A 25,020-nucleotide genomic window follows, 5' to 3' on the forward strand; every position below is an offset into this window, starting at 1 on the left:
TATACTATTTGATGTTTCCAACCATCGTCTCTGGGCGCACCCACGCATCAAAATCTTCCGCAGTGACGTAACCCAAGCGAACGGCTTCCTCTTTCAAGGTTGTACCATTCTTATGCGCTGTTTGCGCGATTTCGGCCGATTTGTAATAACCGATTTTTGTGTTCAGTGCAGTTACCAACATCAAGGAGTTGTCTACCAACTCTTTGATACGCGTATGATTAGGCTCGATTCCTTGTGCACAATGCTCATCAAACGACATACAGGCATCTCCGATTAGGCGTGCCGACTGCAAGAAGTTGTACGCCATCAAAGGTTTGAATACGTTCAACTCATAATGTCCTTGCGTACCACCGATCGTGATGGCGACATCGTTACCCATTACCTGTGCTGCCACCATCGTCAATGCCTCACATTGCGTTGGGTTTACTTTTCCAGGCATGATAGAAGATCCTGGCTCGTTTTCTGGAATCAATATTTCACCAATTCCCGAACGCGGACCTGATGCCAACATACGGACATCATTCGCAATTTTATTCAAAGAAACCGCCAACATCTTCAATGCACCGTGAGATTCTACAATCGCATCGTGTGCTGCCAACGCCTCAAATTTGTTAGGAGCCGTTACAAATGGATGTCCTGTGAATTCAGCAATGTATTTAGCGACCAACACATCATAACCTTCTGGCGCATTCAACCCTGTACCTACAGCGGTACCGCCCAATGCGATTTCGGATAAGTGAGAAAGGCTGCTATTCAACGAACGCAAACCGTAATCCAATTGCGCTACATAACCAGAGATTTCTTGTCCTAAAGTGATTGGCGTAGCATCCATTAAGTGCGTTCTACCAATTTTCACCACTTCTTTGAAATCAGCGGCTTTCTTCGCCAAGGTATTGCGCAATTGCGTCACGCCAGGGATGGTTGTTTCTACTACTGCTTTGTACGCGGCAATATGCATTCCTGTCGGATACGTATCGTTAGAAGATTGTGACTTATTCACATCGTCATTCGCTTTCAAGATCGCCTCACCTTCACCGATCTGACCGCCAGCTAGTACTTGCGCACGATTGGCAATGACCTCGTTCAGGTTCATGTTCGACTGCGTACCAGAACCTGTTTGCCAGATCACTAATGGAAAATGCTCATCTAGCTTGCCTGCTAATATTTCATCACAAACCGCTGCGATGGTATCTCTTTTCTCTACAGGCAACACGCCCAAATCGTAGTTCGCATAAGCAGCAGCTTTCTTCAAGTAAGCAAAACCATCGATCACTTCTTTCGGCATAGAGGCCGAAGGACCTATTTTAAAATTATTGCGTGAACGCTCCGTTTGTGCTCCCCAGTATTTGTCTGCAGGCACTTGGACTTCGCCCATCGTATCCTTCTCGATTCTGAATGACATAGTAAAATATGATTGTTATGTATAAAGCAAAGTTAATGAAAATAAGCCTTTTTGGGGAATGTGTAAACCACCGCAGGCAAACTGAAATGTCACATTAAGGTCACATACCCAATCTTCTGTTGAGGTGTTCCTTGATATGATGATACAATTGTTTGGGCTTGAGCGTGCGCCAAGGAAAATCATTGAGGTAATCGCCAAAACTCACATAATAATCGATCTGATTGCGCACAAACTCCTCGATCACGTGCGGACGAAAATTGACTCCAGCTATCCAACCATCCTCGATATCCTGAAACCACTCTTCGTAATACGAATCGTCCGAGGCATGAAAGTTCAACACGTTTTCTCCGATCAATACAAACTGGGTAACGCCCGCATTGATCATCACGTCGATGAGCTCTCGCTTCATCATCATGACATCGTTGTAGATGGCATCGTTCCACTCTCCGATCAGCTCGATAATCGCGTATCCGCGATCATAGTCGGCGTACAAAACTTTGAGGTATAGCGTATGCGACCCAAATTCATCCCATTGCGGATGCAGTAGAAAATTGTAGATCTTCTTATCAAACTCAAACTCACTATACTCCATTCCATAGAATGGACTGCGCTCATCTTCTGACGCAATGTAATCATCTCTCCAGCTGTAAAAAGGCTCTATTTCGTGCATTTAAAGATTTTTTCAAATATTACAATTTATTTATTTTTATAAAAACATGTTGGACTGTATTTTGTACGTAAAATAATTGTTATTACATTTTAAATAGTGTGATATTGCAAGTAATTTTGCTTTCCAAACCACGTAAATGCAGAAGGAGACTAGGAAAAATATTTTTGTTGCCGCCACTTATGGCGCGACATTAGTGCTGGGGTTAATTTTAGGGCAAAACTATGCAGATCAGCAAGGTAATAAGCCAGGAAATACCCTCGTACCTATTGGCCTTTCTGATAATACGTACAAGCTGCAACAGGTGGTCGATCTGATCTCTGCCGCGTATGTGGATAGCATCAATACCGATTCGATACAAAATGGAGCGATTAATCATATTATTGCCCACTTAGATCCTTATTCTAGCTTTTTACTTCCGAAAGAATCTCAGTCTCAAACCGAAATCCTCGAAGGAACTTTTGAAGGCATTGGAATGGAATACTTCAACCTGAACGACACACTCTTGATCGTGGGATTGATTACCAATGGACCAGCTGATAAAGCCGGCTTCAAAGTGGGGGACCGTATCTTGCGTATAGGCAATAAGCAACTCGCTGGTGTAGGCGTTTCTAAAGAAGAAGTAGACAAGTTGATCCGTGGCAATCGCGGCTCGGAGGTCAGCTTCCACATCAAACGAGAGAACATCGAGCTTCCAGTGCCTATCAAAGCGACGCGCGATCAGATCAATGTCAGTTCATTGGACGTAGCCTACATGATCGAGCCAACCGTAGGATTCGTTCGCATCCGTAGGTTTGGTCAGCGTACCGCTGATGAATTTCGATCGGCTATCATACAGTTGAAAAAACAAGGAGCGCAAAACTTAATCCTTGATCTCCGGGACAATGGTGGCGGATATTTTCATGTTGCGATACAATTGGCGGGCGAATTTTTCTCGGACAAACGCCTCATCGTGTATACAGAAGGTGCGCATGAAAAGCGACGCGAATATTTTTCAGAGCGTACTGGGGAATTTAAGGATGGCAAATTGGTGATATTGGTCAATGATCGCACGGCATCGGCTAGTGAAGTCGTGGCGGGAGCTATTCAGGATTGGGATCGCGGCACGATTATCGGTCGTCGCAGCTATGGAAAAGGGATTGTGCAAGAGCAATTTGATTTTGCGGACGGATCTACGATTAATCTCAGCATTGCCAAATACTTTACGCCGCTAGGCAGAAGCATTCAGAAAAAATATAGCGCCAACTGGTCCAATATGGATGCGAAGACCAGTTTGTACAAAGGATTGTGGGCATTGGATACATTGTACGCGCATGGACAGGCGTACAAAACCGGCATGGGTCGCGAAGTCTATTCTGGTGGAGGTATTGTACCGGATATTCTCATTCCACGAGATTACAACGAATTGAGCTTGTTGTATCAACAAATCTCAAAATCAAATTACTTGGATCAATTCGTCTACGAACGATTCACCAAGCAGCTCCCTGCCTATTCTATCGAGAACTTTCTACAGGGTTACAATTTACCTTATACCGAATATTTGGCCTTTATTGAGTTCCTGAACAAAACAGGAGGTATCGAAGTTTCTGCACAAAAACAACGCGATCTGCATGATCTGATTCAAACAGATATCGAAGCGCTGGTCGGACGTTATTATTTTGGGCGCGAGGCATATTTCAAGGTCAAAAACCGCGATGACAAATACATTCGCAAAGCGATGGAAGCCCTAGCGCCCCAATTGATCGTACAAAAATAAGCCTTCCGAAAAATCATTTCCGAAAGGCTCATCTTTATATCTGTTGGTGCTTTCGCACCATGAATTGTCAATGACTAGAATTTCCAGCGCACGAATGCTTCAATAGCCTCGTAGTTTGCCAGTCCAAGTTGGTGATATAAACCTGCTGTCTCGCTCGTACGATCTTCTGCACGCACCCAGAATTCACGTGGATCATCTCCAGGGAATACCGGCACATCTTTCTGCGATTGGTGCTTAAAGATCGCAATACGCTTGCGCTTCACCTCTTGTGGAGAAAGCGGCACCGCCATTTCGATCTCGTGGATAGGATATTCGTGCCATGCGCCACGGTACAACCACAACCAACAATCTTTCGTCCATTCATCCGTTTCTCTCAAGCGGATCAATGCTTGCAGGATAATATCAAAACATACACGGTGCGTGCCATGTGGATCGGCAAAATCACCTGCTGCAAACACTTGGTGTGGTTTTACCCGACGAAGTAGTTCCATGGTTTGTTGGATATCGTCTTCAAAATCCACTTCTTTAGAAAATTTACCGCGATCATAGAATGGCAAATCTTGGAAATGAATATGCTCATCTGGCAATCCGACAAAACGTGCTCCAGCAATAGCTTCTCCTTTACGAATCAAACCTTTGATCGTACGGATCACTTCTGGATCCACCTGATTTGGTTTTTTAGACTCGAAGAATGTTCTAGCTTCGTCATATATTTTTTGTTTGGCTTCTTTTTCCTCAGCGCTAGACGCAAAATCAATCACAAACTCCAAATAGCGTAATACATCATCGTCCCATACCGCGGTATTGCCAGAAGTCTGGTATGCCACATGTACCTGATGGCCTTGATCTGCCAAGCGAATAAACGTACCGCCCATCGAGATCACATCATCATCTGGATGTGGAGAGAAGAGAATCACATTTTTAGAAGCGGGATTAGCACGCTCTGGACGATTGGAATCATCTACTCCTGGCTTACCGCCTGGCCAACCCGTAATGGTGCGTTGCAATTCGTTGAACACGCGGATATTGATACCGTAAGCCGGTCCTTTTTCGGTCACCAACTGCGCCATACCGTGTGTATTATAATCGTCGTCCGTCAATTTCAGAATCGCTTTATCCAATTCCAAAGAAAGCCAAACAACCGCTTTTTTGGCTAATTCGTCTGTCCAGACTACATCTTGGGCCAACCAAGGCGTATCAAAACGCGTCAATAAAGAAGCCGCATCTTGATCTAAGATGAATTCTACATTATCAGAAAGTTGCAGGTAGGTAGCTGGGATATCTGCCGAAAGTTCCCCTTCAATAGCTTTCTTAACAATCTCGGCTTTCTTCTCATTCCAAGCCATCAAGATAATCTCTTTGGCTTTGAAGATCGTACCAACTCCCATCGTAATGGCCTTAGTAGGTACATTTTCCTTACCACCAAAATCTCTAGACGCATCTCTACGCGTCAAATCATCTAAAGTGACTAAGCGCGTTCCAGAGTTGGGCGCAGAACCAGGCTCATTGAAACCGATGTGACCTGTACGACCAATACCTAATAATTGAATATCTAAACCGCCATAACTGCTGATCTTGCGCTCGTACTCTTCACAGTAAGCATGTACCTGATCTGCAGGAACGGTACCATCTGGAATATGAATATTTTCAGTAGGAATATCAACCAGATCAAACAGATGTTTTTTCATGAAAGAAACGTAGCTCTGATCTGCCATCGGATGCATTGGATAATATTCATCCAAGTTGAACGTGACAACATTTTGAAAGCTTAATCCTTCCTCGCGGTGCAAACGCACTAGCTCACGATACACTTTGATCGGCGTAGCACCGGTAGCCAAGCCTAAGATTGCTTTTTCACCATTGTGTTGTTTGCTTTGAATTAAGTGTGAAATACGATGGGCTACGTCGATCGACGCTTCATCTGCTGTTGGATATACCTTCACAGGCACCTTCTCAAACCGAGTTTCTTCCAATAAATTTAATCTGGCCATTCTATTAAAATAAGTTTTATTACGGTAGTGATAGAATAGCAAATGTAACGAAAAACACAGAAAATTTTGGCTGAATCGAAGAAATATCGATCAAAAATATTCGAACTGCTACGGAATTAAATAAATGCAGCTCTGAGACATACGTCATATTTAAACTTTTTGCACATCGTCAGTCTAACTTTAATTAAATTTACAAAAACGATAAATCTATGAAGTCACTACTTGCATTCCTGATATTTTGCCTACCCATCATGGCCTTTTCGCAATCCAAAGAAGAATTAGTAGAAAAAATAACTGCAAATCCCCAGGATGTGGGTAGCATTGCATTGATTCAGAAAGTTGGCGGCTACGATCCGGATTACAAAGAACTGACCCTGCTTTTTAAGAAACTGGACAAAAAAGTTCGTAAAAGCACGCAAGGGCAGATTTTTGATCGATACCTACAAGCGTTAGAAAATAGTTCGGTCGGCAAGAAAGCACCTAGCATTACCCAGTTTGATCTAGAAGGATCGCCATATGCACTATCTGATCTGCAAGGACAATATGTGTTGGTCGATTTTTGGGCGAGTTGGTGCCCACCTTGTCGCGAAGAAAATCCAAAATTGGTGGCGCTTTATGAAGAATTTAAGGGCAAAAACTTTGAAATATTAGGTATTTCCTTCGACTCAGAATTCGAAAATTGGGCTAAAGCGGTAAAAGATGACAACCTGACTTGGAAGCATATCTCGGATTTGCAGGGCTGGAATAACTACGCGAGCTTGATCTATGGTGTCAAAGCGATTCCTCAAAATATCTTGGTAGATCCTCAAGGCATCATCATCGGCCGCAATCTGCATGGCGACGCCCTTCGTGCCAAGTTGATGGAAGTGTTGTAATTCTGCCAAAAAGCCACTAACTAAATAGTCTACTATCTTGCCAGACTTTTTCTTATATTAGAAAAAAATGAGTTTATGAGAAAAGTAGAAACGGATTTGATTCACGAGGGCGAGCAGTACAATGATACACGAGCGGTGACACCGCCCATTTATCAGACGGCGACTTACTTGGCGGCCGAGACTATGGAGGAACAATTATCTGATGCTACTGGAACCAAATCTCCCTATTTCTATCATAGACATGGTAATCCAACCAACAGCCAGCTCGGCGAGCTTTTAGCTAAGCTAGAAAAATCGGAAGATGCGCTTTTACTGGCTACCGGTATGGCGGCGATTTCTACTGCAGTGCTGGCTACCGTCGTAGCAGGAGATCACGTCATTGTGCAAAAGGCGCATTATGCTGCTGCACAGGTTTTCTTCCGAGAATTTCTCCCTGCTTACGGCATCGAAGTAACGCATGTAGATCAGACAAACATCGCTGAATTTGAGCAGGCGATTCAGAAAAACACGAAGTTGATTTATTTGGAAACGCCGTCTAATCCCAATCTAGAAATCACGGATCTGGAAGCGGTGACGCAATTGGCGCGAAAAAATCAGATCTTCACCCTAGTTGATAATACGTTTGCTTCCCCGATTAACCAAACGCCCATCGATTTTGGAATCGATGCCGTGGTACATAGTGCCACGAAGTATTTGGGCGGCCATAGCGATTTGACCGCTGGCGCAATCTGTGGCAGCAAGGAATTTATTCATAAAGCTTGGCGCAGATCACTGCTGTTAGGCGCTTCGCTCAGCCCGATGGATTCTTGGCTATTACTACGCGGACTCAAAACGCTCTCGCTCCGTATCAAACAAATCAATGAAAATGCGCTAGAACTAGCGACTTGGCTGGGTGGAAAAAAGAGTGTTCAAAAAGTCACTTATGTGGGTTTGCCTTCGCATCCGCAACATGCCTTGGCCAGTAAACAAATGCGTGGATTTACCGGAATGCTGTCGATAGAATTGGCTGGAGAGGATGAACAAAAGGCTTACGCCAATGCGCAACGTCTGTTAGAGAAACTCGAGATCTTTGCCAATGCAGTAAGCTTGGGCGGCGTAGAATCATTGATAACGCATCCAGCTAGTTTGTGGAATTCTACACAGCAGCCCGGAACACAAAGCAAACCAGCTTTCCCTTTAGGTTTGCTGCGCATCTCCGTCGGGATTGAGCATATTGACGATCTCAAAGCAGATCTGCAACAAGCGCTGGAATCCATACAATAACGTGCAGTCTTCGCGGTGGCATATTACGCTTCGCCGCGCAGCAATTCGAAGATCGTAATCTCTGGTAGTATGCCCACACGGCCTGGATAACCTAAGAAGCCAAAGCCTGTATTCACATACAATTGCTTGTTTCCCTCTTTGTACAAACCTGCCCACTCTGGATAGATATACTGCGCTGGACTCCACTGAAAATGTTCGGCACGCACACCAAACTGCATGCCGTGCGTATGACCAGCAAACATCGCGTCGACATCGCTATCTAATACTTGTGCGCGCCAATGTGATGGATCGTGCGACATCAACAATCTGACCGCATCTTCATCGGTACCTTGCAATGCTTTATCCAAATCTCCTTTTTTTGGAAAACGACCCATACCCCAGTTTTCGACACCCACAATAGAGATACTTTCGCTTCCCATCGTGATACGGCGATTTTCATCACGAAGTAGATCCCAGCCCATGACTTTGTGGGTATCTACTAGATTTTGAAAGTTCTTACGCTTCGCGGCCGAATCTTCAAAACCGTACTTATAATCGCCATAATCATGATTCCCCAATACAGAAAACACGCCTAATTCTGCCTTGACTTTAGCGAATATATCTTGGTAATCGCGCATTTCCGACGCTTCATTATTCACCAAATCACCCGTGAAAAAGATCACATCTGGTTTCTCACCCAACAACATTTCTACGCCTCCCAATACCGCTTTGCGATTGTAAAAAGAACCGGAGTGCACATCCGACAATTGCCCCAATTTCATACCATGAAATTCTTTGGGCAAGTTGGGAAGGTATAATTTCTGATGACGAATTCTATAATCGTACGCACTAGAAACTACTCCCCAAGTAAGCGGAAAAAAAGGTATAGATGCTACGGCAAGACCCGACTTTAATAAAAAATCTGATCGGCTAATACCGTGTTTTTTTTCTTCTACCAGCTCTTCTTGTTTTTCGACAACTGGACTGGGTCCTTTCTTACGAAATAATCTAGCGAGCCATACGCCTCCACGGCGAATATCATCTATCAAAAGGATAATCACGTAGATCAGCTTGCACACGACCGTGATAAAAAATGCTACCAAGATGATGGAACGGTACATCAATGGAATACTGTATTTATATGAAATAAACACTCCTGCTGCTAGGATTGCGCTGTAACCCCACCACACCCAAGTAAACCATTTCTTTTTGGCAAACTGTATTCCCGAGCTGCGCAGCGCGAAGAATATGTATAGGTCAAAAACAAATAGTAAAATGGTATTATAGATAATCATCATAATTAATTCCTTTCATTTAGCGCCAGGCGCTTCAAAGATTCAATCCATTTTGGATTGAGGTTTAGGCTTTCTACCATCGCCACCTCTTCGCCACCTAATGCTTTAAATTCATCGGCGTACTCTACTTGTATCTCGTCGAGCGTCTCGATACAGTCGGCCACAAACGCCGGACTGAATACCAACAATCGCTTTTTACCCGCTGTCGCTAGATCGTGCAAAGCATCGGAGGTATACGGCTGTATCCAAGGTGTTTTTCCTAAGCGAGATTGAAAACAGACGGAGTATTGCTCTGGGCTAAGACCCAATTTCTGTACAATCGCACGCGTGGTGGCGTAGCATTGTGACACATAACAATACGGATTGGTTGCTTCGCGACATATCGCACAGCCATGGCTTTCGCAAGGGGCTTCCTCTTTACGCGGATTGATTTTTTGTAATTGCCTTACCGGCAATCCATGATAACTGAAAAGGATATGGTCAAAGCTATTCAGATCATGACGTTGCGCATGCTCCGCAATGACATCTACCAGCAAATCATCATCACAAAAGCTATTCACAAAGCTGATCGAAGGAATGTATTGCCATGTGCGAACAATCTCCATTACGCGATCAATCACTGATCCAGTGGTAGCCGAAGCATATTGAGGAAACATCGGAATGACGCGAATAGATTCCAACAACATGCCTTCCATCTCTCCGAGCACGTCAGGTAATGAAGGATTTTGATAGCGCATGGCTAATGCCACATGATATTCTTCACCTAAAGCCGCTTGCAGCATTTCTTGCTGCTTTATACTGTAATACATTAGAGGAGAGCCCGTCTCTTCGTCCCAAATGGTTTTGTAGGTTTCGGCGGATTTTTGCACTCTTCGCGGCACGATCGCACCTTTTACCAGCAAATTACGCGTAAAGTAAGGAATATCAATTACCCGGCCATCCATCAAAAACTCATCTAAATAACGACCAACATCGCGTGTAGTAGGCTTATCCGGTGTACCTAATTGCACCAGCAATATGCCTTTTTTTGCACTCTTCTTCATGTACCAACAAATTTAAGATTTCTCCATTATCGCGCTCTTTAAAGGCACGCAATGTGATGTAAAAATGACCTTACAATGCTTCAATTGATGCTTTTACATCTTTCATCAACCACATTGGAGTAGATGTAGCACCGCAAATGCCTACGGATTCATTAGATTGAAAAACGGCTGCATCCAGTTCGCTTACATCAGAGACAAAATAGCTATTTGGGTTAGCAGATTTGCACACATCGTATAAGACTTTACCGTTCGAAGATTTCTTACCCGACACAAACACGATACGGTCATATTCTTGGGCAAAATGCAACAAATCTTCGTAGCGATTGGACACTTGACGACAGATCGTATCATTGGCCTTCACTTCGTGACCACGATTGATCAATTCTTCTTTGATCGCGTAAAACTTATCGACACTTTTAGTCGTCTGGCTATACAAGGTAAATGAGTGTGGCAATTCTACGTCGTCTAGCTCAGCAATATCTTGAAACACCAACGCTTCATCGTTCGTTTGCCCTTTCAACCCAATCACCTCGGCATGACCATGCTTACCGAAAATGAGTATTTTCTCTTTGTTATCGTGAGAAGTTTTAATCCGGTTTTGCAGTTTTAACACCACCGGACAGGAAGCATCGATCAACGTAATATTATTTTCTAGGGCCGTTCTGTAGGTTTCTGGCGCTTCACCATGCGCCCGAATCAGCACTTTAGCATTTTGTAAACCTGGCAGATCTTCATGGCTGATAATCTGCAAGCCTTTCGCTTTTAGTCGCGCGACTTCTTCATCGTTATGCACTATGTCGCCCAGACAATAAAGCTGTCCTTCTTCTTCCAAGATCTCCTCGGCCATATCAATGGCATAGACCACTCCAAAACAGAAACCTGAATCCTTGTCAATGGTAACTTGTAAATTCTTCGACATAGTGTTACAAAGATAATCAATAGATGCGAGATACAACTCTTTGTCAATCTGCATTTATATCCAACGATTATGCGTGCAATTTGTTCATCTTTATATATGATTTGGCACGAATTCAAAATTCCAGAACGCGAAGGCGTATCTTCTATCCAAGTGGATGGCAAAAAACTCTGCTTAGTTTACCAGTCCGGCCAGCCACATATTACGAGCGCAAAATGCCCGCATGCTGGTGCTGACCTATCTCAGGGCTGGTGCGAGGATGGGAAATTAATCTGCCCATTTCACCGCCATGCTTTTGATATCGAGACGGGCAAAGGAAATCCTGGCCAAGGAAACTACATAAATACCTATCCTACTAAACAAGAAAATGGCAGTTGGTACGTCGGTATTACAAAACCTTGGTGGAAAATATTTTGAGAACAATAATTAGTTATTTATATTTGATCTAAATAAATATAAATTTCACATGTGTCATTCCCGAATGCTCAGCTCGAATGGGCAAACTCATATCACCTATTGTCCAAGCTGCAAAACCTATTATATCTGGCAAGATTCCACCTTGCTATCTTTTGATGGGGAGCACTTTCAACAATTTGCAAACGGCGTACATACGTACAAAGGCCGAGAAAAATTCTTCACCTGCCCAGATGGCGTATCGCGTATGATGTTGCCGACACCGCTTCCCGAATTGGCGCTCACATTTACCTTTCCCGAATGGGGAAACTTCATGCTATCACTGGAAGAAGCTCGCTACATGACTGAAATCTATCAGATGGTTGGGCAGTTCTAAAATCAACCATAGCGTAATGATAACCAATCGCCCCATCAAACTGCGTGATACAGTTGAAATTAATCCCTACATTTGTGGGTAAAATTTCGACGACTAAACATACTTTACATGATTAAAAAGCGATTACTGCCTATCTGCATGGTGATCACCTCCATGGTAGTAGGTTGTGGAGAATCTAAACAAAATGACAACATGAACAACCCTTTGTTAGGATTCTTTGACACCCCTTTCAATGTTCCACCGTTTGACAAGATCAAAGACGAACATTTCCGTCCGGCTTACGCCGAAGCCCTCAAATTGCACAATTTAGAAGTAGATTCTATTGTCAATAATGAGGAAGAGCCAACCTTTCAGAACACGATCTTAGCGTTAGAAAATGCGGGCTCCATGCTGAGTCAAGTAGCTGGGATCTTTGGCAACCTGAATTCGGCCAACAAAACGGATTCTTTGCAAGCCATCGCTGCCGATATGGCGCCCGTGCTATCCGCACACCGCGACGAGATTCAATTAAACGCGAAATTATTTGCTCGTGTCAAAGCCGTCTACGATCAAAAAGATGCTTTGGGTCTGGATAAAGAAGACATTAAATTGCTAGAAGAAACCTATAAAGGTTTTGTACGCGCAGGAGCCAACTTACCAAAAGAGAGCAAAGAAAAACTAAAAGCGATCAACTCGAAATTGTCTACGCTGACGAACTCATTTGGTGATAACTTGCCAGCTGAGGCAAAAACCTACGAATTGGTGATCGAAGAGGAAAAAGACTTAGCAGGATTGCCAGAAGGTGTACGCGCGGCTGCAGCAGCGACAGCCAAGGAAAAAGGCAAAGAAGGTAAATGGGTATTTACTTTGTCTAACCCTTCGGTAATGCCATTCCTACAATATGCAGACAACCGCGAGTTGCGCAAGCAAATCTGGAATGCTTACCAATTGCGCGGAAATAATGGCGGCGAATTTGACAATAAGAAAAATGCCATTGAAATCGCTAACCTACGTTTAGAAAAAGCGAAATTGTTAGGTTATCCTTCACATGCTGCTTATGTACTGGAAGAATCCATGGCCGAAAATCCTGAAAATGTATTCAACCTATTGAATAAACTGTGGGGACCTGCATTGGCAAAAGCCAAAGTAGAAGAAGCAGATCTGCAGCAAGAGATCAAATTGGCGGGCGATACCTTTCAAGTGGCGCCGTACGATTGGCGTTATTACGCGGAAAAAGTACGCTTGAAACGCTTCGCATTGAATGAAGAAGAAATTAGACCTTACTTTGGCCTAACAGAAGTACGCGAAGGAGCTTTCCAGACTGCCGCTAAGCTCTATGGATTAAGCTTTGTAGCATTGAACAATGTACCCGTATACCACGAAGAAGTAGAAGTATACGAGGTCAAAGACAAAGATGGCTCACACTTAGGAATCTTATATGCCGATTTCTTTCCGCGCGATTCAAAACGCTCTGGCGCTTGGATGACCTCGTATCGCTCACAATACAACAAAGATGGTAAACGCGTTGCTCCGGTAATCTCTATCGTGTGCAACTTTACGAAACCTGTTGGCGACAAACCTGCTTTGCTAACTTTTGATGAAGCGAGCACCTTGTTCCACGAATTTGGTCATGCATTGCACGGTTTACTATCTAACGTTAAATACAAAAGCTTGTCGGGCACATCTGTACCACGTGATTTCGTAGAATTACCGTCGCAAATCATGGAAAACTGGGCAGCTGATCCAGCAGTCATGAAAACGTACGCAAAACATTATGAAACTGGCGAAGCGATTCCAGATTCGTTGATTGCGAAAATGCAAAAAGCAGGCACTTTTGACCAAGGTTTTGCTACGGTAGAATACTTAGCCGCTTCGTTGCTAGATATGAATTACCATGCTACGACTACTCCGATTAAGGTCGATGCGATCGCATTCGAAGATGCTGCTATGCATAAAATTGGATTGATCGATGCGATCATCCCACGTTATAGAACGACGAACTTCCAGCATATCTTTTCTGGCGGCTATTCTTCGGGATACTACAGCTATATATGGTCCGAAGTATTGGATTCTGATGCGTTTGCAGCCTTTAAAGAAAAAGGTTTGTACGATCAATCTACGGCAAGTTCATTCCGTCGCAACATCTTAGAGCGCGGTGGAACAGGCAATCCGGCAGAGATGTATCGTACCTTCCGCGGTGCTGATCCAAATCCCGTGCACTTAATGAAAAAAAGAGGATTAAACTAATCCTCTTTCCTCAAAAAAGCAAAAGAGCCAATTCCTTCCGAGTTGGCTCTTTTTGTTGCTATCTACTCAGCGTATTATCGCTCGATTCTACATCGGCTAAGCGCTGCGTAGGATCTATGGTTACTTTCTTTGGCTTTTTAGATAAAGCGATGTTGTAGGTAGGTTTTGTCCAGAACCAGTCTTCCAACACCGTCCGTTTTACGCCATCATACAGCGCATATCCTTCTGCAGGCTTTTGTCCGCGCATTTCGCGAAGCGGAATGTAAAACAACTCCTGACTACCATCTTGATATTCTACCAACACATCTAAAGGCATGGCAAGATCCGACTTATTCCGCAATACAATTTGCTGATCCGTCACCTGCTCTATACCATAATCAATGGTGCGCGTGGTATTGATGAAGAGATTGAAATACCATTTCAAGTTGATTCCAGAAACCTCTTCGGCCACGCGTTTGAAATCATTCGGCGTAGGATGTTTGAACTTCCATTGGTCATAAAATGCCAAGAATGTTTTCTCTAAGTTTTCCTTACCAATGATATACCCCAACTGCTCAGCCAATACCGAACCTTTGGTGTACGAGCTTTGCGTATAACCATAGTTGGTTTTATAGTAATCGGCCAACAAGCTCATCGGTTCTTCTTTTCCAGACAGCACGAGTTTGTAATACGCGCGGTACGAATCGATCATTGGGTTAGTTTCAACAGCGCCTTTCTTGTCGAACAACTGTTGGAACGCAATATCTTGCACGTAGCTCGTAAAACCCTCGTCAAACCATTCATCGACCGTTTCGTTGATGCCAAACAAATGTTGATACCAAGAGTGCGCCGCTTCATGGAAAATGACACCGACCAATCCGTCCAGTTTCCGTCCGCCCGTTACCAGTGTCGCCGTTCCATATTCCATGCCACCGTCGCCACCTTGTACAATGCTATACGTTGGCCATGGATACGCACCAAATTTTGCGGAAGCAAAATCAAAAAATTCCGTCGCCAAACCTAGCGCCGTTTTCCAATTTTGAATCACCTCCTTATCTGTGGGCAAAAAAACGGTGTACACCGTTACGCCGCCTTTGGTTTTCGCCGAGTCGACTACCATCTTAGGATCTGCTGCCCAAGCAAAATCGTGGATTTGATTGGCTTTGAAATGCCAAGCTACTTTATTGTTTTTGTCAACGTTTGGTTTGGCCGACCGATCATATCCTTTGACTTGTTTTGGGTTTTGCAGCTTACCCGATCCGCCCACTACAAAGTCCTTATTTAAGTGAATCGTGACATCAAAATCGCCAAAAGGCGCAATGAATTCACGCGCCACATATTCGTCCAAGTGCCATCCGTAATCATCAAAATGCGCCATTTTCGGATACCATTGCGTCATCGACAAGGCCACACCTTCTTTGGAATTGCGACCACTACGACGAATTTGTTCCGGCACTTGCGCATCCCACGTCATGTTGAATTCGCCCACGGCACCATCTTCCAAAACTGCTGGCAATTCTACTTCTAGTATGGTTCCACTTACCGCGTACTTTGTGGGAGCCCCATTAAAAGTCAGCGATTTTATTTTTTGATAACCAATCTCATTAGGCTGCAATAAAGAGATTCGACTTTGCAACACATTTGAATTGCCTGACTTAGCCATCATCCGCTTATCAGGATCAGAAATGGTTTGCAACCGATAATCCATCATGCTGCCGGGCTGAAAGGCATTGAAATATAAGTGAAAATACGCTTTGTTGAGCGCTTTGCCGGAGTTGTTGGTATACAATAATTTCATATCGCCCGCATATTGATAGGCTTTTTCATCGACATCAATATGCATGGTGTAATCCACTTTCTGCTGCCAATAACCTTTGCGCTGCGCTTGCGCTTGCAACATCAAAAGAGAAAGGCCGAGGGAAAGAAAAGTATAAAGTAGCTTCATAGAGGCCAAACTTACAAAACAAAAGAAACTATTGCGGAGAAGCCTTCGTAAAAAATATGCGATAGATCGGTATTTAATCGTTACATGCTTACAATTAAGCGAAGGTGACGGGCACACCCAAGCTTTCCAGGTGCCGTAGCATTTCGGCCATTTCATCTACGGATTGAAACAATTTATTGCGCCAAAAACGAACAGGTTGGAATTTTTTCTTTTTGTGGATGGCTAATAGGTTACCGCCTGAGCGCAAATGATTTTGAATATGGGTGATATCCTTCAAATCGAACTCCCAAGTTTTGCTTCCTTTTACGATGCGCAGTAAACCAGCATGCGTAGACCAAGTGGAAGGTTGCTGACTCCATTTGACACTCAAAAACAAGAGGAGAGGTAAACAAACAAGCAACGCAATAATCTTAGGAATCTCTTCTATATTGATATAAGAAGCGCCAATACCAACTGCAAATAAAGATCCCAGAAGAATTTGGATAAATCGCCCGCGATGTAAAGTATGAATCACGAAGGTTGTTTCGCTCATGTTTGAATCGCCGTTCGAGGGTGAATTAGTTGGCTTTACTTTCTAATAAAATGGGCTCACGCGCATCTGCTACCGTAACAGCACCGATCAACTGGCCTCCCATATCGACAGAAAACTGCGTCATAGACACATTACCGTATAATTTCCCTGCTGATTTAAGTGTTAGCGTTTTGCATTGCACATCGCCTGTGATGTGACCATAAACGATTAATGTCTCGCAGGAAATGTCACCATCTACATAGGCTGATTCACCAATAATAACCCCTTTGCCGATGCGGATATTACCTTTGATCTTGCCGTCAACGCGCAAACTTTCTGCACCGATCAAATCGCCTTCAATAGAGATTCCTTCTGCAATGACCGTACTGATTTGGAAATCTTCTGGACGATTTAGTTTGCGGACTTTATCTTGCTTGGCGTTGAACATAATGGTTATTACAGACGTTTTATGGATCTATTAAAATTGGAAATATTTCTCTGGATTGATGGTACGACCGCCTTGCAATACTTCATAGTGCAGATGTGGCCCGGTGCTACGACCTGTACTACCTAATAAACCTACAGTTGTACCTACGTCTATGCGTTGACCGCGTTTTACGCGTATTCTGCTCAAATGTGCATAACGCGTTTCGTATCCGTTAGCGTGCCGTACCGCTACAAGGTTTCCGTATCCGCCTTTATATCCAGCAAATATCACCGTTCCTTTGGCAGTAGATTTTATGTTTTCTCCCGTACGCCCTTTGAAATCAATACCAGAATGTCTTTCTCGACCACCTCCGGTGAATGGATTTCCTCGGTAACCGTAGCGCGATGTGATGCGACCGCTATGTGGGCGACCGAATGGAGCACCATCCAAACGATTTTCTACATCTTCGAGCATGTTGACATAATATTTCGCTAATTCTTCGAGATTATCATCGTCTTCTACCAGGGGTCCACCGGCGTTGTTGAGAGCTATGGCTTTCAAGCCACGTTTTTTCATTTTAGCATTGATGCGGTTGAGTGTGCTATCAAAGCTATTGATGGAGCGTCTTACATCATCTATATTGACCTGCTTACTCGCGTCGTCTAAGGTAAGCTGCTGATTACGTTGTCGAAGTTTATCAATCTTCTCCAGGTACACCTCTGCATACAGTTTCTCATTTCGATGGTTTACAAAATAAACAATCCCCACAACACCCAACAACACAACTGTAGCCAATGAAAACGCCATATGTTTCCAATAAGACAGCAAGAATGTAGGAATCTGAATCTTCTTGTTAGGGTTACCATCAGCGCTAACAATCAGTACAGAAGTCTTCTTCTTCAGCATAATTTTTTGCTCTTATATTTTTTTACACAAGTCGCAAACTTAATGAATAATCGAACTTACCTCAATATTTTCACAATTTTTAACACTAATCTTTGCAATTCGGCACGATATTTTCAAACTTTGGCCTCATGTCATTTTCTTCAAAACTCATCGCGTGGTATGAAAAATATGGGCGAGAGTTACCTTGGCGGCAAACCTCCGACCCTTACATTATTTGGCTGTCAGAAATCATCCTGCAACAGACTCGCGTAGAACAAGGACTACCCTATTTCCACACTTTTGTAACACAGCTCCCAACGGTTCACGATTTTGCGGAAGCAGATGAAGATTTTATTTTGCGGCTGTGGCAAGGCTTGGGATATTATTCGCGCGCTCGCAATATGCATAAGGCGGCAAAGGCGGTGATGAGTAATTTCAATGGCCTATTTCCCACCTCGTACGAAGAGGTGATTCAGCTTCCTGGCATTGGCGCATACACCGCCAGCGCCATTTCCTCATTTTCCAGCAATGAAGTACGCGCAGTAGTGGATGGCAACGTGTACCGCGTGTTATCGCGCGTTTTTGGCATAGATACCGACATCAATAGCGGCGCAGGGAAGAAGCAGTTTCAAGAATTAGCCGATTCATTAGTTAGCAAATCGCAACCCGGCTTATACAACCAGGCCATTATGGATTTTGGCGCTACAGTATGTAAGCCAAAGCAACCCTTGTGTGTGGCATGTATCTTCGCCGATCAATGCGATGCTTTTGCGACTAATCGTATTGATCTACTTCCAAGAAAAGTGAAAACCACTAAAATTCGGAAACGGTACTTCCATTATTTTATCGTCCGTCATGGCGCAGAAATAATGGTAACCAAAAGGCCAGAGGGCGATATATGGGCGAACTTGTACGAATTCCCTATGCTAGAGACGAGCGCTCCAATCGCGGCAGAAGAATTGCAGACTAGCGATGCCTTTGTTTCGCATTTTGACTCCGCAACACCGATCCCATTGGGTGCGCCTATTAAGCAAGTACTGAGTCATCAGCACATCTATGCACAGTTCTATTTGCTTCCGGAGAACACAGAGATTAAAAATAAAAAAACGGACTGGGAATACATTTTGTCAGATAAATTAGATAAATTAGCTAAACATAAACTGATCTTTTCCTTCCTAAGGACGGATCACTTCCCAAACTAACACCTAAATTACTCCATTATGGCGAGCGTAAACAAAGTTATATTAGTCGGGCACTTGGGCAAAGACCCTGAAATTCGCTATTTAGACGGCAACGTTTCTGTTGCAAGTTTTCCACTTGCTACCTCCGAGTTTTATAATAAAGACGGCAAAAAAGTGGAGCAAACCGAATGGCACAACATCGTTTTGTGGCGCGCTTTGGCTGATTTAGCAGTTAAATACCTCAAAAAAGGGAAGCTGGTATACATTGAAGGGAAATTGCGTACGCGCACCTACGAAGACAAGGAAGGTGTTCGTCGTTTCACGACGGAAATCGTAGCCGAAAGCTTCAATTTATTAGGCCGTCGCTCCGATTTTGAACCACAATCTGGCGATCGCAGTACAGATAGAGGCGAAGATCAAACCGATGAGACAAAGGTAGACTTCCGCGAGAACGATGACGACAACGATGGGCTTCCATTTTAAATCTTACGCTCCATAAAAACAGATTCTTGTTACAACACGGGTATGCAAGGAATTTTTAATATTTTCCAGTATCTTTGAGCCATGTTGCAAGATAAAATAGCGCAGTATACGCAGGAGATTCAGGATAGTTCATTGACCAACACCGCAGACATTGAAGCATTTCGCCTCAAATTTTTGGTGTCAAAAGGTATTGTCAAATCCCTATTTGAAGAGTTTAAATCGGTTTCTTCCGAAGAGAAAAGGACGCTTGGAAAGGTATTGAATGAATTCAAAATCCTAGCGGAATCTACGCTACAGCATGCCATTGATACGGTTGGCGATGCTGCCGACAGTCAAGAAAAAGCTTTCGACGGTGACTTAACGCTTCCGGGCGAAGGGTTTCAATTGGGATCACGTCATCCACTTTCTTTGGTACGCAAGGAAATTGTGGAGATCTTCAAAAAATTGGGTTTTATCGTAGCAGAAGGACCGGAGATCGAAGACGATTGGCACAATTTCTCGGCACTCAACTTTCCGCCGGAGCATCCAGCTAGAGATATGCAGGATACTTTTTTCATCAAAAAACAAGATGGTAACGATATTGCCTTGCGCACGCATACTTCCTCGGTACAGGTTCGTTTGATGCAAGCTGGTCAGCCACCTTTCCGCGCAATTATGCCGGGAAGAGTATTCCGTAATGAAGCGATTTCTGCGCGCGCGCATTGCTTTTTTCATCAAGTGGAAGGTTTGTATGTAGATGAGAATGTATCCTTTGCCGACTTGAAGCAAACGCTTTTCCACTTCGTACAAGAGTTATACGGCGAAGGCACAAAAGTACGCTTCCGCCCTTCTTACTTTCCATTCACAGAGCCTTCAGCAGAGATGGACATCTCGTGCACGATCTGTAAAGGTAAAGGGTGCCAACTTTGTAAAAACTCAGGTTGGGTAGAGATCTTGGGCTGCGGCATGGTGGATCCGAATGTGTTGGAAAACTGTGGAATTGACTCCAAAAAATATAGCGGATTTGCCTTTGGTATGGGTATAGAGCGGATCACAAACCTCAAATACGAAATCCGCGACCTGCGTCTTTTCTCAGAAAACGACACGCGGTTCTTATCCCAATTCGAAACAGAAATCTTATAACAAAGTAGCGCAACAAACGTTATACACATCCGCCAAAGTAAAGCGCGACCTTATGGATACGGATATTATTGTAAACAATATTAAGAAATCTGCCCGCGAGCTGTTCCGGCGGTATGGTTATAATAAAACCAGCGTAAACGAGCTCGCGAAGCACGCTAATGTGGCAAAAGCCACTTTCTACAAGCATTTCAGTAGCAAAGAGCTCATCCTGCACGCTGTGCTGATGGATTATATCCAAGAAAATGTACAAGATATCCTGAGTAAGGAAGTTGGTCAGCAGGATTTACGCACCTTTCTAGCAAAAACTATTCTTCGAGTGAGTCGCGTCACCTACACGGTGTGTAATGAATTTATTGGCTGGGAGTTTATCCGCGAATCGGCCAATGCGCAAGAATACCTCAAGATCCTATCCGACGATTTGGAGTTTCTGCTACTTAGTTCATTTATCCAAAATGAAACAATTGGTGCTGTCGTACCGGAAGAGAAATTAACATTTCTGATCAAATGCAGTAAGAACATTGTATTCTCTTTTGCTTTTACAGCCGTATCTGATGCGGATGTACGCAAGAATTTCATTTCGTTCCAGAAAGATATGCTGCCGCATTTGGTAGCGGCTACACTCCAATAGACAGCTGGCAATTTGTACTGGAGCAACACTTTTATTTCGCTCTCAAATTCATACCTTTGCATAAAATTTCACCCAATATGGCAACTAATAGAACTTTTACGATGATTAAGCCGGATGCAGTAGCAAACGGACATATCGGAGCAATCTTGAATGACATTACCGCTGGCGGTTTCAAAATCGTAGCGATGAAATATGTACACCTTTCAGATACAACAGCAGGTAACTTTTACGCAGTACACAAAGAGCGTCCATTCTACGGAGAGCTAGTACAATTCATGACTTCAGGTCCTATCGTAGCGGCTATCTTAGAAAAGGAAAATGCAGTAGAGGATTTCCGCACATTGATCGGCGCTACTGATCCAGCGAAAGCAGATGCAGGTACAATCCGTAACAAATATGCAAAATCTATCGAGGCGAATGCGGTACACGGTTCTGATTCGGACGAGAATGCAGCGATCGAAGGAGATTTCTTCTTCTCGCAATTAGAGCGTTTCTAGTCGAACCCGAATGTAAAACAGCAGGCCTGAATTCCAAAAATTCAGGCCTGCTCTTGTTAGTGGCCAATGCGAAGCTTATCGAGGGAGAAGTTGAAAAGATGTAATTAGGCGAATGAACGAATTCCTAAATAATGATCTTCTTTGGCAGTCATTAACTTTTTGTCTGCTGGCTTCTTGTCCAGATAGCCGCAAAGGTGCAGCACACCATGGATAATTACGCGATGCAGCTCATCGCTCTCCGGCACGCTAAACTTCTGTGCATTATCCTGAATACGATCTACCGAGATAAATATATCTCCAGCCACTACATCTTCATCTTCTGAGCTATCGAACGTCACGATATCGGTAAATGTATCGTGATTTAAGTATTGCTTATTGATCTCTAACAGATATTCATCCGAGCAAAAGATAAAGTTCAACTCACCGACGCGTGCAAAGCCTTCGGCTTTGATGGTATCGGCGATCCACTGACGAACCTTTTGCTTTTGTTTTAACGTAAAGTCGATCTCCTCGACGAAGAAAGTAATATCTTTTAATGCCATTAGTAGATGGATTTGCTGTTCAAATAATCTTGTAAGATGATGGTGGCCGATAGCGTGTCGACCGTTTCCTTATTCTGTCTTTTCTTGCGGTTCATGCCGCTCTGCGAGATCACTGCTGATGCCATTTTGGACGTAAATCGCTCATCAATTTCGACGACCGGTATGTTTGGAAATTCACGTTGCAATCGCCGCGTGAATCCAACCACGTGCTCCGCTGATTGAGAAGCCGTACCATCCATCTGCCGCGGCTTGCCTACAACAAAAGTGACGACGGCTTCGCTTTTTATATATTCATGGAGAAATGGCCACAGTTTGTCGGGATGCAACGTCGTTAAGGGATTGGCGATAATTTGCAACGGATCCGTCACGGCTACACCTACTCGTTTGGTTCCGTAATCGAAAGCCATTATACGCATATCTTTTTTTTACAAAAATACGATTTAAAACGTAGGATGCCAGACTCCAAAAAAATCGATACATTTGGTAAACTAATCCACACGCTATGCAACAGGCTTTTATTATCCTATTGTGCATGATCCAGACCAGCACGCTTATGGCACAAAAAACTTCCACAAAGCAGAAAAATGAAACCACTTTTGCGGCACACGAACGCAAGCTCATTACCGATGGCGCGGGAACGATGCACGTTTATTTGGTGACAGATGAAAAGGAATTGGCCGTATTGACCACGATTTCGGAGGATCTCAACCCGACTGACCCGCTCGTGCAAAACCTCGCTGCACGCATGCTGGCGACAGTAAAAGATGAAGCGCATGCGGGCGTAGGAATTGCAGCGCCACAAGTCGGAATCAACAAAAATCTGATCTTAGTTCAGCGATTTGACAAAGCAGAACAACCATTTGAGAGCTATATTAACCCCAAAATTATCTGGCGATCTACGTTATTGCGCACTGGCGCGGAAGGCTGTTTGTCTATTCCAGATCGTCGCGAGGAGGTGGAGCGTAGCTACGCGATTCGTTTGCAATACGCATTGCCGACGGGAGATGTCATGGAAGAAAACGTGGAGGGTTTTACCGCAGTGATTTTTCAGCATGAAATTGATCACTTGCTTGGCGTTCTTTATCCAGACCGCGTAGACGAGCAGGAAGCGACGCCGAGCACGTCTTTGAATACATCGATAAAATTCTCTGCTAAAGACGGTGCTCCGCGACTATAAATTATCTAGGTGACAAACGTACTTCGAATAGCTGAGTCCAATCTTTTCCGGTCACGTAGAAGGTTTTCGTACTCGCGTTATAGGCAATACCATTCATTTCGTTACCTGTGGGTTGGCGTTTACCATCGTACAAACCTACAAAATTGATCTTCCCTTCTACGACACCTGTTTCAGGGTTGATGATGACGGCTTCGTCTCGATCGGCGTAATACAAGTTAGCATAAATCTTACCATCCACATATTCCAGTTCATTAAGATTCGCCACCGGTCCACGATCATCAAACACTTCAATCGATCCTAGTTCGCGGAATGTAACAGGATCTACAAAGTACAGGAAGGAAGATCCATCGGTTTTGATCAATCGTGTGCCATCGTAGGTAATGCCCCAGCCTTCTTGCTTTGGATTGGTATAATCAAAGGTTTGCAATCGCTTTAAGCTGGATTTGTCGTAAACAAATCCGACACCGCTAGTGTAGGTCAAGAAAATGATTTTATCGCCCACGATGGTCATTCCTTCGCCAAATAACTCCCCATCTAAATCCGTTTTTTGAATCACATTGCCAGTTTTCAAATCGACTTTGCGGAGAGAAGAGCGACCTTGCATACCAGTAGATTCATATAAAATACCATTTTCGTACTGCAAGCCTTGCGTAAAGGCTTTAGGATCGTGTGGATAGGTATTGATCACTTCAAATTGATACGCTGTTGGTGTTGGTGGAACAATGAGAATATTGGTATAAGCAATATCTTCTTTGCCTCCGTAGTATATTTTGGCACTCAAGCTGCGATTACCGTAGTTGAATTGATTGCTATCGAATTCTAAGGCCGTGGTATCTGTCTTACTCGCTAGCAGATCGCCATCTACCGAATAAATGACCGAATCCACTGTTTCATCAGGAAAACGTAACGCCAATTGAAGCTTCTCCCCTTTCAATACAGATGTGCCTGCTTCCGGTGTCACAAATTCGAATCTTCCTTTTTGACTTTTACAACCTATCAGGAATAAACAGGCGGATAACGCTACCGCAAAAGCTTGGTATTTCATACGTGTATTTTTTATTTTCAACGCTGGCATGATGTTAATAGTGCCAAAAGGCATCTTTAATGTGTTCTATTAAGACTTCATCTTCGGAAACGACCGATACAATATCAAAGCGTATTTCACCCTCGTGTCCGTATTTTGCAAGATAAACATTCGCTAGCCGCACTAAGTTCTTTTGCTTGGCATAGTTCACGGATTCTTCCGGATAACCATATCGCAACGAAGAACGGGTTTTGACTTCTACAAACACGAGTATATCACCATCCTTCATGATAATGTCGGCTTCCACATGTTTGTGTCGCCAATTTACCGTAAGTATTTCGTAACCACAACCCCGAAGATAAGCTTGTGCGCGTTGCTCACCAAAATCGCCCTTATCTTTTTTCTCGGTCATACGG

General features: G+C 43.7%; 26 protein-coding genes. 12 read left to right on the plus strand and 14 right to left on the minus strand.

The features are described from left to right. Positions 1–4: 4 nt before the first annotated feature. Together fumC and GKO22_RS02335 are read right to left on the minus strand one after the other, a co-directional pair. Complete coding sequence (gene fumC / locus GKO22_RS02330) at positions 5–1,402, minus strand: class II fumarate hydratase (RefSeq protein WP_166332481.1); 1,398 nt, start codon at positions 1,400–1,402, stop codon at positions 5–7. 100 nt (positions 1,403–1,502) lie between these two features. Continuing rightward, positions 1,503–2,072: a hypothetical protein gene (locus GKO22_RS02335; protein ID WP_166332482.1), complete on the minus strand. Its 570-nt coding sequence runs from the start codon at positions 2,070–2,072 to the stop codon at positions 1,503–1,505. 136 nt (positions 2,073–2,208) lie between these two features. On the opposite strand from GKO22_RS02335, the gene GKO22_RS02340 reads away from it, so the two are divergent. Next, positions 2,209–3,825 carry a S41 family peptidase gene (locus GKO22_RS02340; protein ID WP_166332483.1) on the plus strand — a complete coding sequence of 539 codons (1,617 nt, stop codon included), beginning with the start codon at positions 2,209–2,211 and terminating at the stop codon, positions 3,823–3,825. Between the two features lie 74 nt (positions 3,826–3,899). Here the strand turns inward: GKO22_RS02340 and nagB are convergent, their stop codons facing one another. Continuing rightward, complete coding sequence (gene nagB / locus GKO22_RS02345) at positions 3,900–5,816, minus strand: glucosamine-6-phosphate deaminase (RefSeq protein WP_166332484.1); 1,917 nt, start codon at positions 5,814–5,816, stop codon at positions 3,900–3,902. A 209-nt stretch (positions 5,817–6,025) separates the two neighbouring features. Between nagB and GKO22_RS02350 the strand changes: the two genes are divergently transcribed. Further along, positions 6,026–6,691, plus strand: a complete 666-nt coding sequence (locus GKO22_RS02350; protein ID WP_166332485.1) for a TlpA family protein disulfide reductase — start codon at positions 6,026–6,028, stop codon at positions 6,689–6,691. A gap of 75 nt (positions 6,692–6,766) precedes the next feature. After that, positions 6,767–7,954, plus strand: coding sequence for a trans-sulfuration enzyme family protein (locus tag GKO22_RS02355; RefSeq protein WP_166332486.1), 1,188 nt, complete (start codon positions 6,767–6,769; stop codon positions 7,952–7,954). A gap of 23 nt (positions 7,955–7,977) precedes the next feature. Here the strand turns inward: GKO22_RS02355 and GKO22_RS02360 are convergent, their stop codons facing one another. The 3 genes from GKO22_RS02360 to GKO22_RS02370 form a co-directional block, all read right to left on the minus strand. Then, positions 7,978–9,228 carry a metallophosphoesterase gene (locus tag GKO22_RS02360; protein ID WP_166332936.1) on the minus strand — a complete coding sequence of 417 codons (1,251 nt, stop codon included), beginning with the start codon at positions 9,226–9,228 and terminating at the stop codon, positions 7,978–7,980. Between the two features lie 5 nt (positions 9,229–9,233). Further along, positions 9,234–10,271 (minus strand): ferrochelatase, encoded by a 1,038-nt coding sequence (hemH, locus tag GKO22_RS02365; RefSeq protein WP_166332487.1) that lies wholly within the window; start codon positions 10,269–10,271, stop codon positions 9,234–9,236. A 70-nt stretch (positions 10,272–10,341) separates the two neighbouring features. Beyond that, the gene (locus GKO22_RS02370; RefSeq protein WP_166332488.1) at positions 10,342–11,190 is read right to left on the minus strand and encodes a 4-hydroxy-3-methylbut-2-enyl diphosphate reductase; all 849 of its coding nucleotides are present in this window, start codon (positions 11,188–11,190) and stop codon (positions 10,342–10,344) included. A 96-nt stretch (positions 11,191–11,286) separates the two neighbouring features. Here GKO22_RS02370 and GKO22_RS02375 point away from each other — a divergent pair, with 96 nt between their 5' ends. The 3 genes from GKO22_RS02375 (at position 11,287) to GKO22_RS02385 (ending at position 14,203) form a co-directional block, all read left to right on the plus strand. Further along, positions 11,287–11,604 carry a Rieske (2Fe-2S) protein gene (locus GKO22_RS02375; RefSeq protein ID WP_166332489.1) on the plus strand — a complete coding sequence of 106 codons (318 nt, stop codon included), beginning with the start codon at positions 11,287–11,289 and terminating at the stop codon, positions 11,602–11,604. 49 nt (positions 11,605–11,653) lie between these two features. Continuing rightward, positions 11,654–11,977 (plus strand): hypothetical protein, encoded by a 324-nt coding sequence (locus GKO22_RS02380; protein ID WP_166332490.1) that lies wholly within the window; start codon positions 11,654–11,656, stop codon positions 11,975–11,977. 108 nt (positions 11,978–12,085) lie between these two features. Then, positions 12,086–14,203, plus strand: coding sequence for a M3 family metallopeptidase (locus tag GKO22_RS02385; protein ID WP_166332491.1), 2,118 nt, complete (start codon positions 12,086–12,088; stop codon positions 14,201–14,203). A gap of 58 nt (positions 14,204–14,261) precedes the next feature. On the opposite strand, the gene GKO22_RS02390 is transcribed toward GKO22_RS02385, so the two are convergent. The 4 genes from GKO22_RS02390 to GKO22_RS16945 all read right to left on the minus strand — a co-directional run bounded on the left by GKO22_RS02390 (position 14,262) and on the right by GKO22_RS16945 (position 17,971). After that, on the minus strand, positions 14,262–16,127 hold the full coding sequence (locus GKO22_RS02390) for a M1 family metallopeptidase (protein WP_166332492.1): 1,866 nt from the start codon (positions 16,125–16,127) through the stop codon (positions 14,262–14,264). A 94-nt stretch (positions 16,128–16,221) separates the two neighbouring features. Then, positions 16,222–16,659 (minus strand): hypothetical protein, encoded by a 438-nt coding sequence (locus GKO22_RS02395; RefSeq protein WP_166332493.1) that lies wholly within the window; start codon positions 16,657–16,659, stop codon positions 16,222–16,224. Between the two features lie 25 nt (positions 16,660–16,684). Further along, positions 16,685–17,086 carry a bactofilin family protein gene (locus GKO22_RS02400; RefSeq protein WP_166332494.1) on the minus strand — a complete coding sequence of 134 codons (402 nt, stop codon included), beginning with the start codon at positions 17,084–17,086 and terminating at the stop codon, positions 16,685–16,687. A gap of 30 nt (positions 17,087–17,116) precedes the next feature. Further along, on the minus strand, positions 17,117–17,971 hold the full coding sequence (locus tag GKO22_RS16945) for a M23 family metallopeptidase (RefSeq protein WP_166332495.1): 855 nt from the start codon (positions 17,969–17,971) through the stop codon (positions 17,117–17,119). A 128-nt stretch (positions 17,972–18,099) separates the two neighbouring features. Here GKO22_RS16945 and mutY point away from each other — a divergent pair, with 128 nt between their 5' ends. From mutY to GKO22_RS02430, 5 genes are all read left to right on the plus strand, one after another. Next, positions 18,100–19,152: an A/G-specific adenine glycosylase gene (gene mutY, locus GKO22_RS02410; protein ID WP_166332496.1), complete on the plus strand. Its 1,053-nt coding sequence runs from the start codon at positions 18,100–18,102 to the stop codon at positions 19,150–19,152. 18 nt (positions 19,153–19,170) lie between these two features. Then, a complete protein-coding gene (locus GKO22_RS02415) occupies positions 19,171–19,614 on the plus strand; it encodes a single-stranded DNA-binding protein (protein WP_166332497.1) in 444 nt (147 codons plus the stop codon). Between the two features lie 81 nt (positions 19,615–19,695). Next, positions 19,696–20,736, plus strand: coding sequence for a phenylalanine--tRNA ligase subunit alpha (gene pheS, locus GKO22_RS02420; RefSeq protein WP_166332498.1), 1,041 nt, complete (start codon positions 19,696–19,698; stop codon positions 20,734–20,736). 52 nt (positions 20,737–20,788) lie between these two features. After that, a complete protein-coding gene (locus tag GKO22_RS02425) occupies positions 20,789–21,364 on the plus strand; it encodes a TetR/AcrR family transcriptional regulator (RefSeq protein WP_116775130.1) in 576 nt (191 codons plus the stop codon). A gap of 77 nt (positions 21,365–21,441) precedes the next feature. Then, on the plus strand, positions 21,442–21,861 hold the full coding sequence (locus GKO22_RS02430) for a nucleoside-diphosphate kinase (protein ID WP_166332499.1): 420 nt from the start codon (positions 21,442–21,444) through the stop codon (positions 21,859–21,861). Positions 21,862–21,965: 104 nt separating this feature from the next. Here GKO22_RS02430 and ybeY read toward each other — a convergent pair whose 3' ends face one another. Beyond that, positions 21,966–22,403: an rRNA maturation RNase YbeY gene (ybeY, locus tag GKO22_RS02435; RefSeq protein ID WP_166332500.1), complete on the minus strand. Its 438-nt coding sequence runs from the start codon at positions 22,401–22,403 to the stop codon at positions 21,966–21,968. Continuing rightward, positions 22,403–22,819, minus strand: coding sequence for a Holliday junction resolvase RuvX (ruvX, locus tag GKO22_RS02440; RefSeq protein ID WP_166332501.1), 417 nt, complete (start codon positions 22,817–22,819; stop codon positions 22,403–22,405). The genes ybeY and ruvX overlap by 1 nt, the downstream gene beginning before the upstream one ends. 137 nt (positions 22,820–22,956) lie before the next feature. Between ruvX and def the strand changes: the two genes are divergently transcribed. Then, a complete protein-coding gene (def, locus tag GKO22_RS02445) occupies positions 22,957–23,580 on the plus strand; it encodes a peptide deformylase (protein ID WP_166332502.1) in 624 nt (207 codons plus the stop codon). Position 23,581: 1 nt separating this feature from the next. Here def and GKO22_RS02450 read toward each other — a convergent pair whose 3' ends face one another. Both GKO22_RS02450 and GKO22_RS02455 read right to left on the minus strand, forming a co-directional pair. Then, positions 23,582–24,625, minus strand: a complete 1,044-nt coding sequence (locus GKO22_RS02450) for a glutaminyl-peptide cyclotransferase (protein ID WP_166332503.1) — start codon at positions 24,623–24,625, stop codon at positions 23,582–23,584. 34 nt (positions 24,626–24,659) lie between these two features. After that, complete coding sequence (locus GKO22_RS02455) at positions 24,660–25,016, minus strand: YraN family protein (RefSeq protein ID WP_166332504.1); 357 nt, start codon at positions 25,014–25,016, stop codon at positions 24,660–24,662. Positions 25,017–25,020: the final 4 nt, after the last annotated feature.

Origin of the sequence: Sphingobacterium chungjuense (assembly GCF_011316935.1) — a bacterium.
GTDB classification, from domain to species: Bacteria; Bacteroidota; Bacteroidia; order Sphingobacteriales; family Sphingobacteriaceae; genus Sphingobacterium; species Sphingobacterium chungjuense.

What these genes read in the sequence shown, in the direction of transcription:
- fumC (WP_166332481.1), bottom strand. Translation starts at nt 1,402, where the DNA reads ATGTCATTCAGAATCGAGAAGGATACGATGGGCGAAGTCCAAGTGCCT.
- GKO22_RS02335 (WP_166332482.1), bottom strand. Translation starts at nt 2,072, where the DNA reads ATGCACGAAATAGAGCCTTTTTACAGCTGGAGAGATGATTACATTGCG.
- GKO22_RS02340 (WP_166332483.1), top strand. Translation starts at nt 2,209, where the DNA reads ATGCAGAAGGAGACTAGGAAAAATATTTTTGTTGCCGCCACTTATGGC.
- nagB (WP_166332484.1), bottom strand. Translation starts at nt 5,816, where the DNA reads ATGGCCAGATTAAATTTATTGGAAGAAACTCGGTTTGAGAAGGTGCCT.
- GKO22_RS02350 (WP_166332485.1), top strand. Translation starts at nt 6,026, where the DNA reads ATGAAGTCACTACTTGCATTCCTGATATTTTGCCTACCCATCATGGCC.
- GKO22_RS02355 (WP_166332486.1), top strand. Translation starts at nt 6,767, where the DNA reads ATGAGAAAAGTAGAAACGGATTTGATTCACGAGGGCGAGCAGTACAAT.
- GKO22_RS02360 (WP_166332936.1), bottom strand. Translation starts at nt 9,228, where the DNA reads ATGATTATCTATAATACCATTTTACTATTTGTTTTTGACCTATACATA.
- hemH (WP_166332487.1), bottom strand. Translation starts at nt 10,271, where the DNA reads ATGAAGAAGAGTGCAAAAAAAGGCATATTGCTGGTGCAATTAGGTACA.
- GKO22_RS02370 (WP_166332488.1), bottom strand. Translation starts at nt 11,190, where the DNA reads ATGTCGAAGAATTTACAAGTTACCATTGACAAGGATTCAGGTTTCTGT.
- GKO22_RS02375 (WP_166332489.1), top strand. Translation starts at nt 11,287, where the DNA reads ATGATTTGGCACGAATTCAAAATTCCAGAACGCGAAGGCGTATCTTCT.
- GKO22_RS02380 (WP_166332490.1), top strand. Translation starts at nt 11,654, where the DNA reads ATGTGTCATTCCCGAATGCTCAGCTCGAATGGGCAAACTCATATCACC.
- GKO22_RS02385 (WP_166332491.1), top strand. Translation starts at nt 12,086, where the DNA reads ATGATTAAAAAGCGATTACTGCCTATCTGCATGGTGATCACCTCCATG.
- GKO22_RS02390 (WP_166332492.1), bottom strand. Translation starts at nt 16,127, where the DNA reads ATGAAGCTACTTTATACTTTTCTTTCCCTCGGCCTTTCTCTTTTGATG.
- GKO22_RS02395 (WP_166332493.1), bottom strand. Translation starts at nt 16,659, where the DNA reads ATGAGCGAAACAACCTTCGTGATTCATACTTTACATCGCGGGCGATTT.
- GKO22_RS02400 (WP_166332494.1), bottom strand. Translation starts at nt 17,086, where the DNA reads ATGTTCAACGCCAAGCAAGATAAAGTCCGCAAACTAAATCGTCCAGAA.
- GKO22_RS16945 (WP_166332495.1), bottom strand. Translation starts at nt 17,971, where the DNA reads ATGCTGAAGAAGAAGACTTCTGTACTGATTGTTAGCGCTGATGGTAAC.
- mutY (WP_166332496.1), top strand. Translation starts at nt 18,100, where the DNA reads ATGTCATTTTCTTCAAAACTCATCGCGTGGTATGAAAAATATGGGCGA.
- GKO22_RS02415 (WP_166332497.1), top strand. Translation starts at nt 19,171, where the DNA reads ATGGCGAGCGTAAACAAAGTTATATTAGTCGGGCACTTGGGCAAAGAC.
- pheS (WP_166332498.1), top strand. Translation starts at nt 19,696, where the DNA reads ATGTTGCAAGATAAAATAGCGCAGTATACGCAGGAGATTCAGGATAGT.
- GKO22_RS02425 (WP_116775130.1), top strand. Translation starts at nt 20,789, where the DNA reads ATGGATACGGATATTATTGTAAACAATATTAAGAAATCTGCCCGCGAG.
- GKO22_RS02430 (WP_166332499.1), top strand. Translation starts at nt 21,442, where the DNA reads ATGGCAACTAATAGAACTTTTACGATGATTAAGCCGGATGCAGTAGCA.
- ybeY (WP_166332500.1), bottom strand. Translation starts at nt 22,403, where the DNA reads ATGGCATTAAAAGATATTACTTTCTTCGTCGAGGAGATCGACTTTACG.
- ruvX (WP_166332501.1), bottom strand. Translation starts at nt 22,819, where the DNA reads ATGCGTATAATGGCTTTCGATTACGGAACCAAACGAGTAGGTGTAGCC.
- def (WP_166332502.1), top strand. Translation starts at nt 22,957, where the DNA reads ATGGCACAAAAAACTTCCACAAAGCAGAAAAATGAAACCACTTTTGCG.
- GKO22_RS02450 (WP_166332503.1), bottom strand. Translation starts at nt 24,625, where the DNA reads ATGAAATACCAAGCTTTTGCGGTAGCGTTATCCGCCTGTTTATTCCTG.
- GKO22_RS02455 (WP_166332504.1), bottom strand. Translation starts at nt 25,016, where the DNA reads ATGACCGAGAAAAAAGATAAGGGCGATTTTGGTGAGCAACGCGCACAA.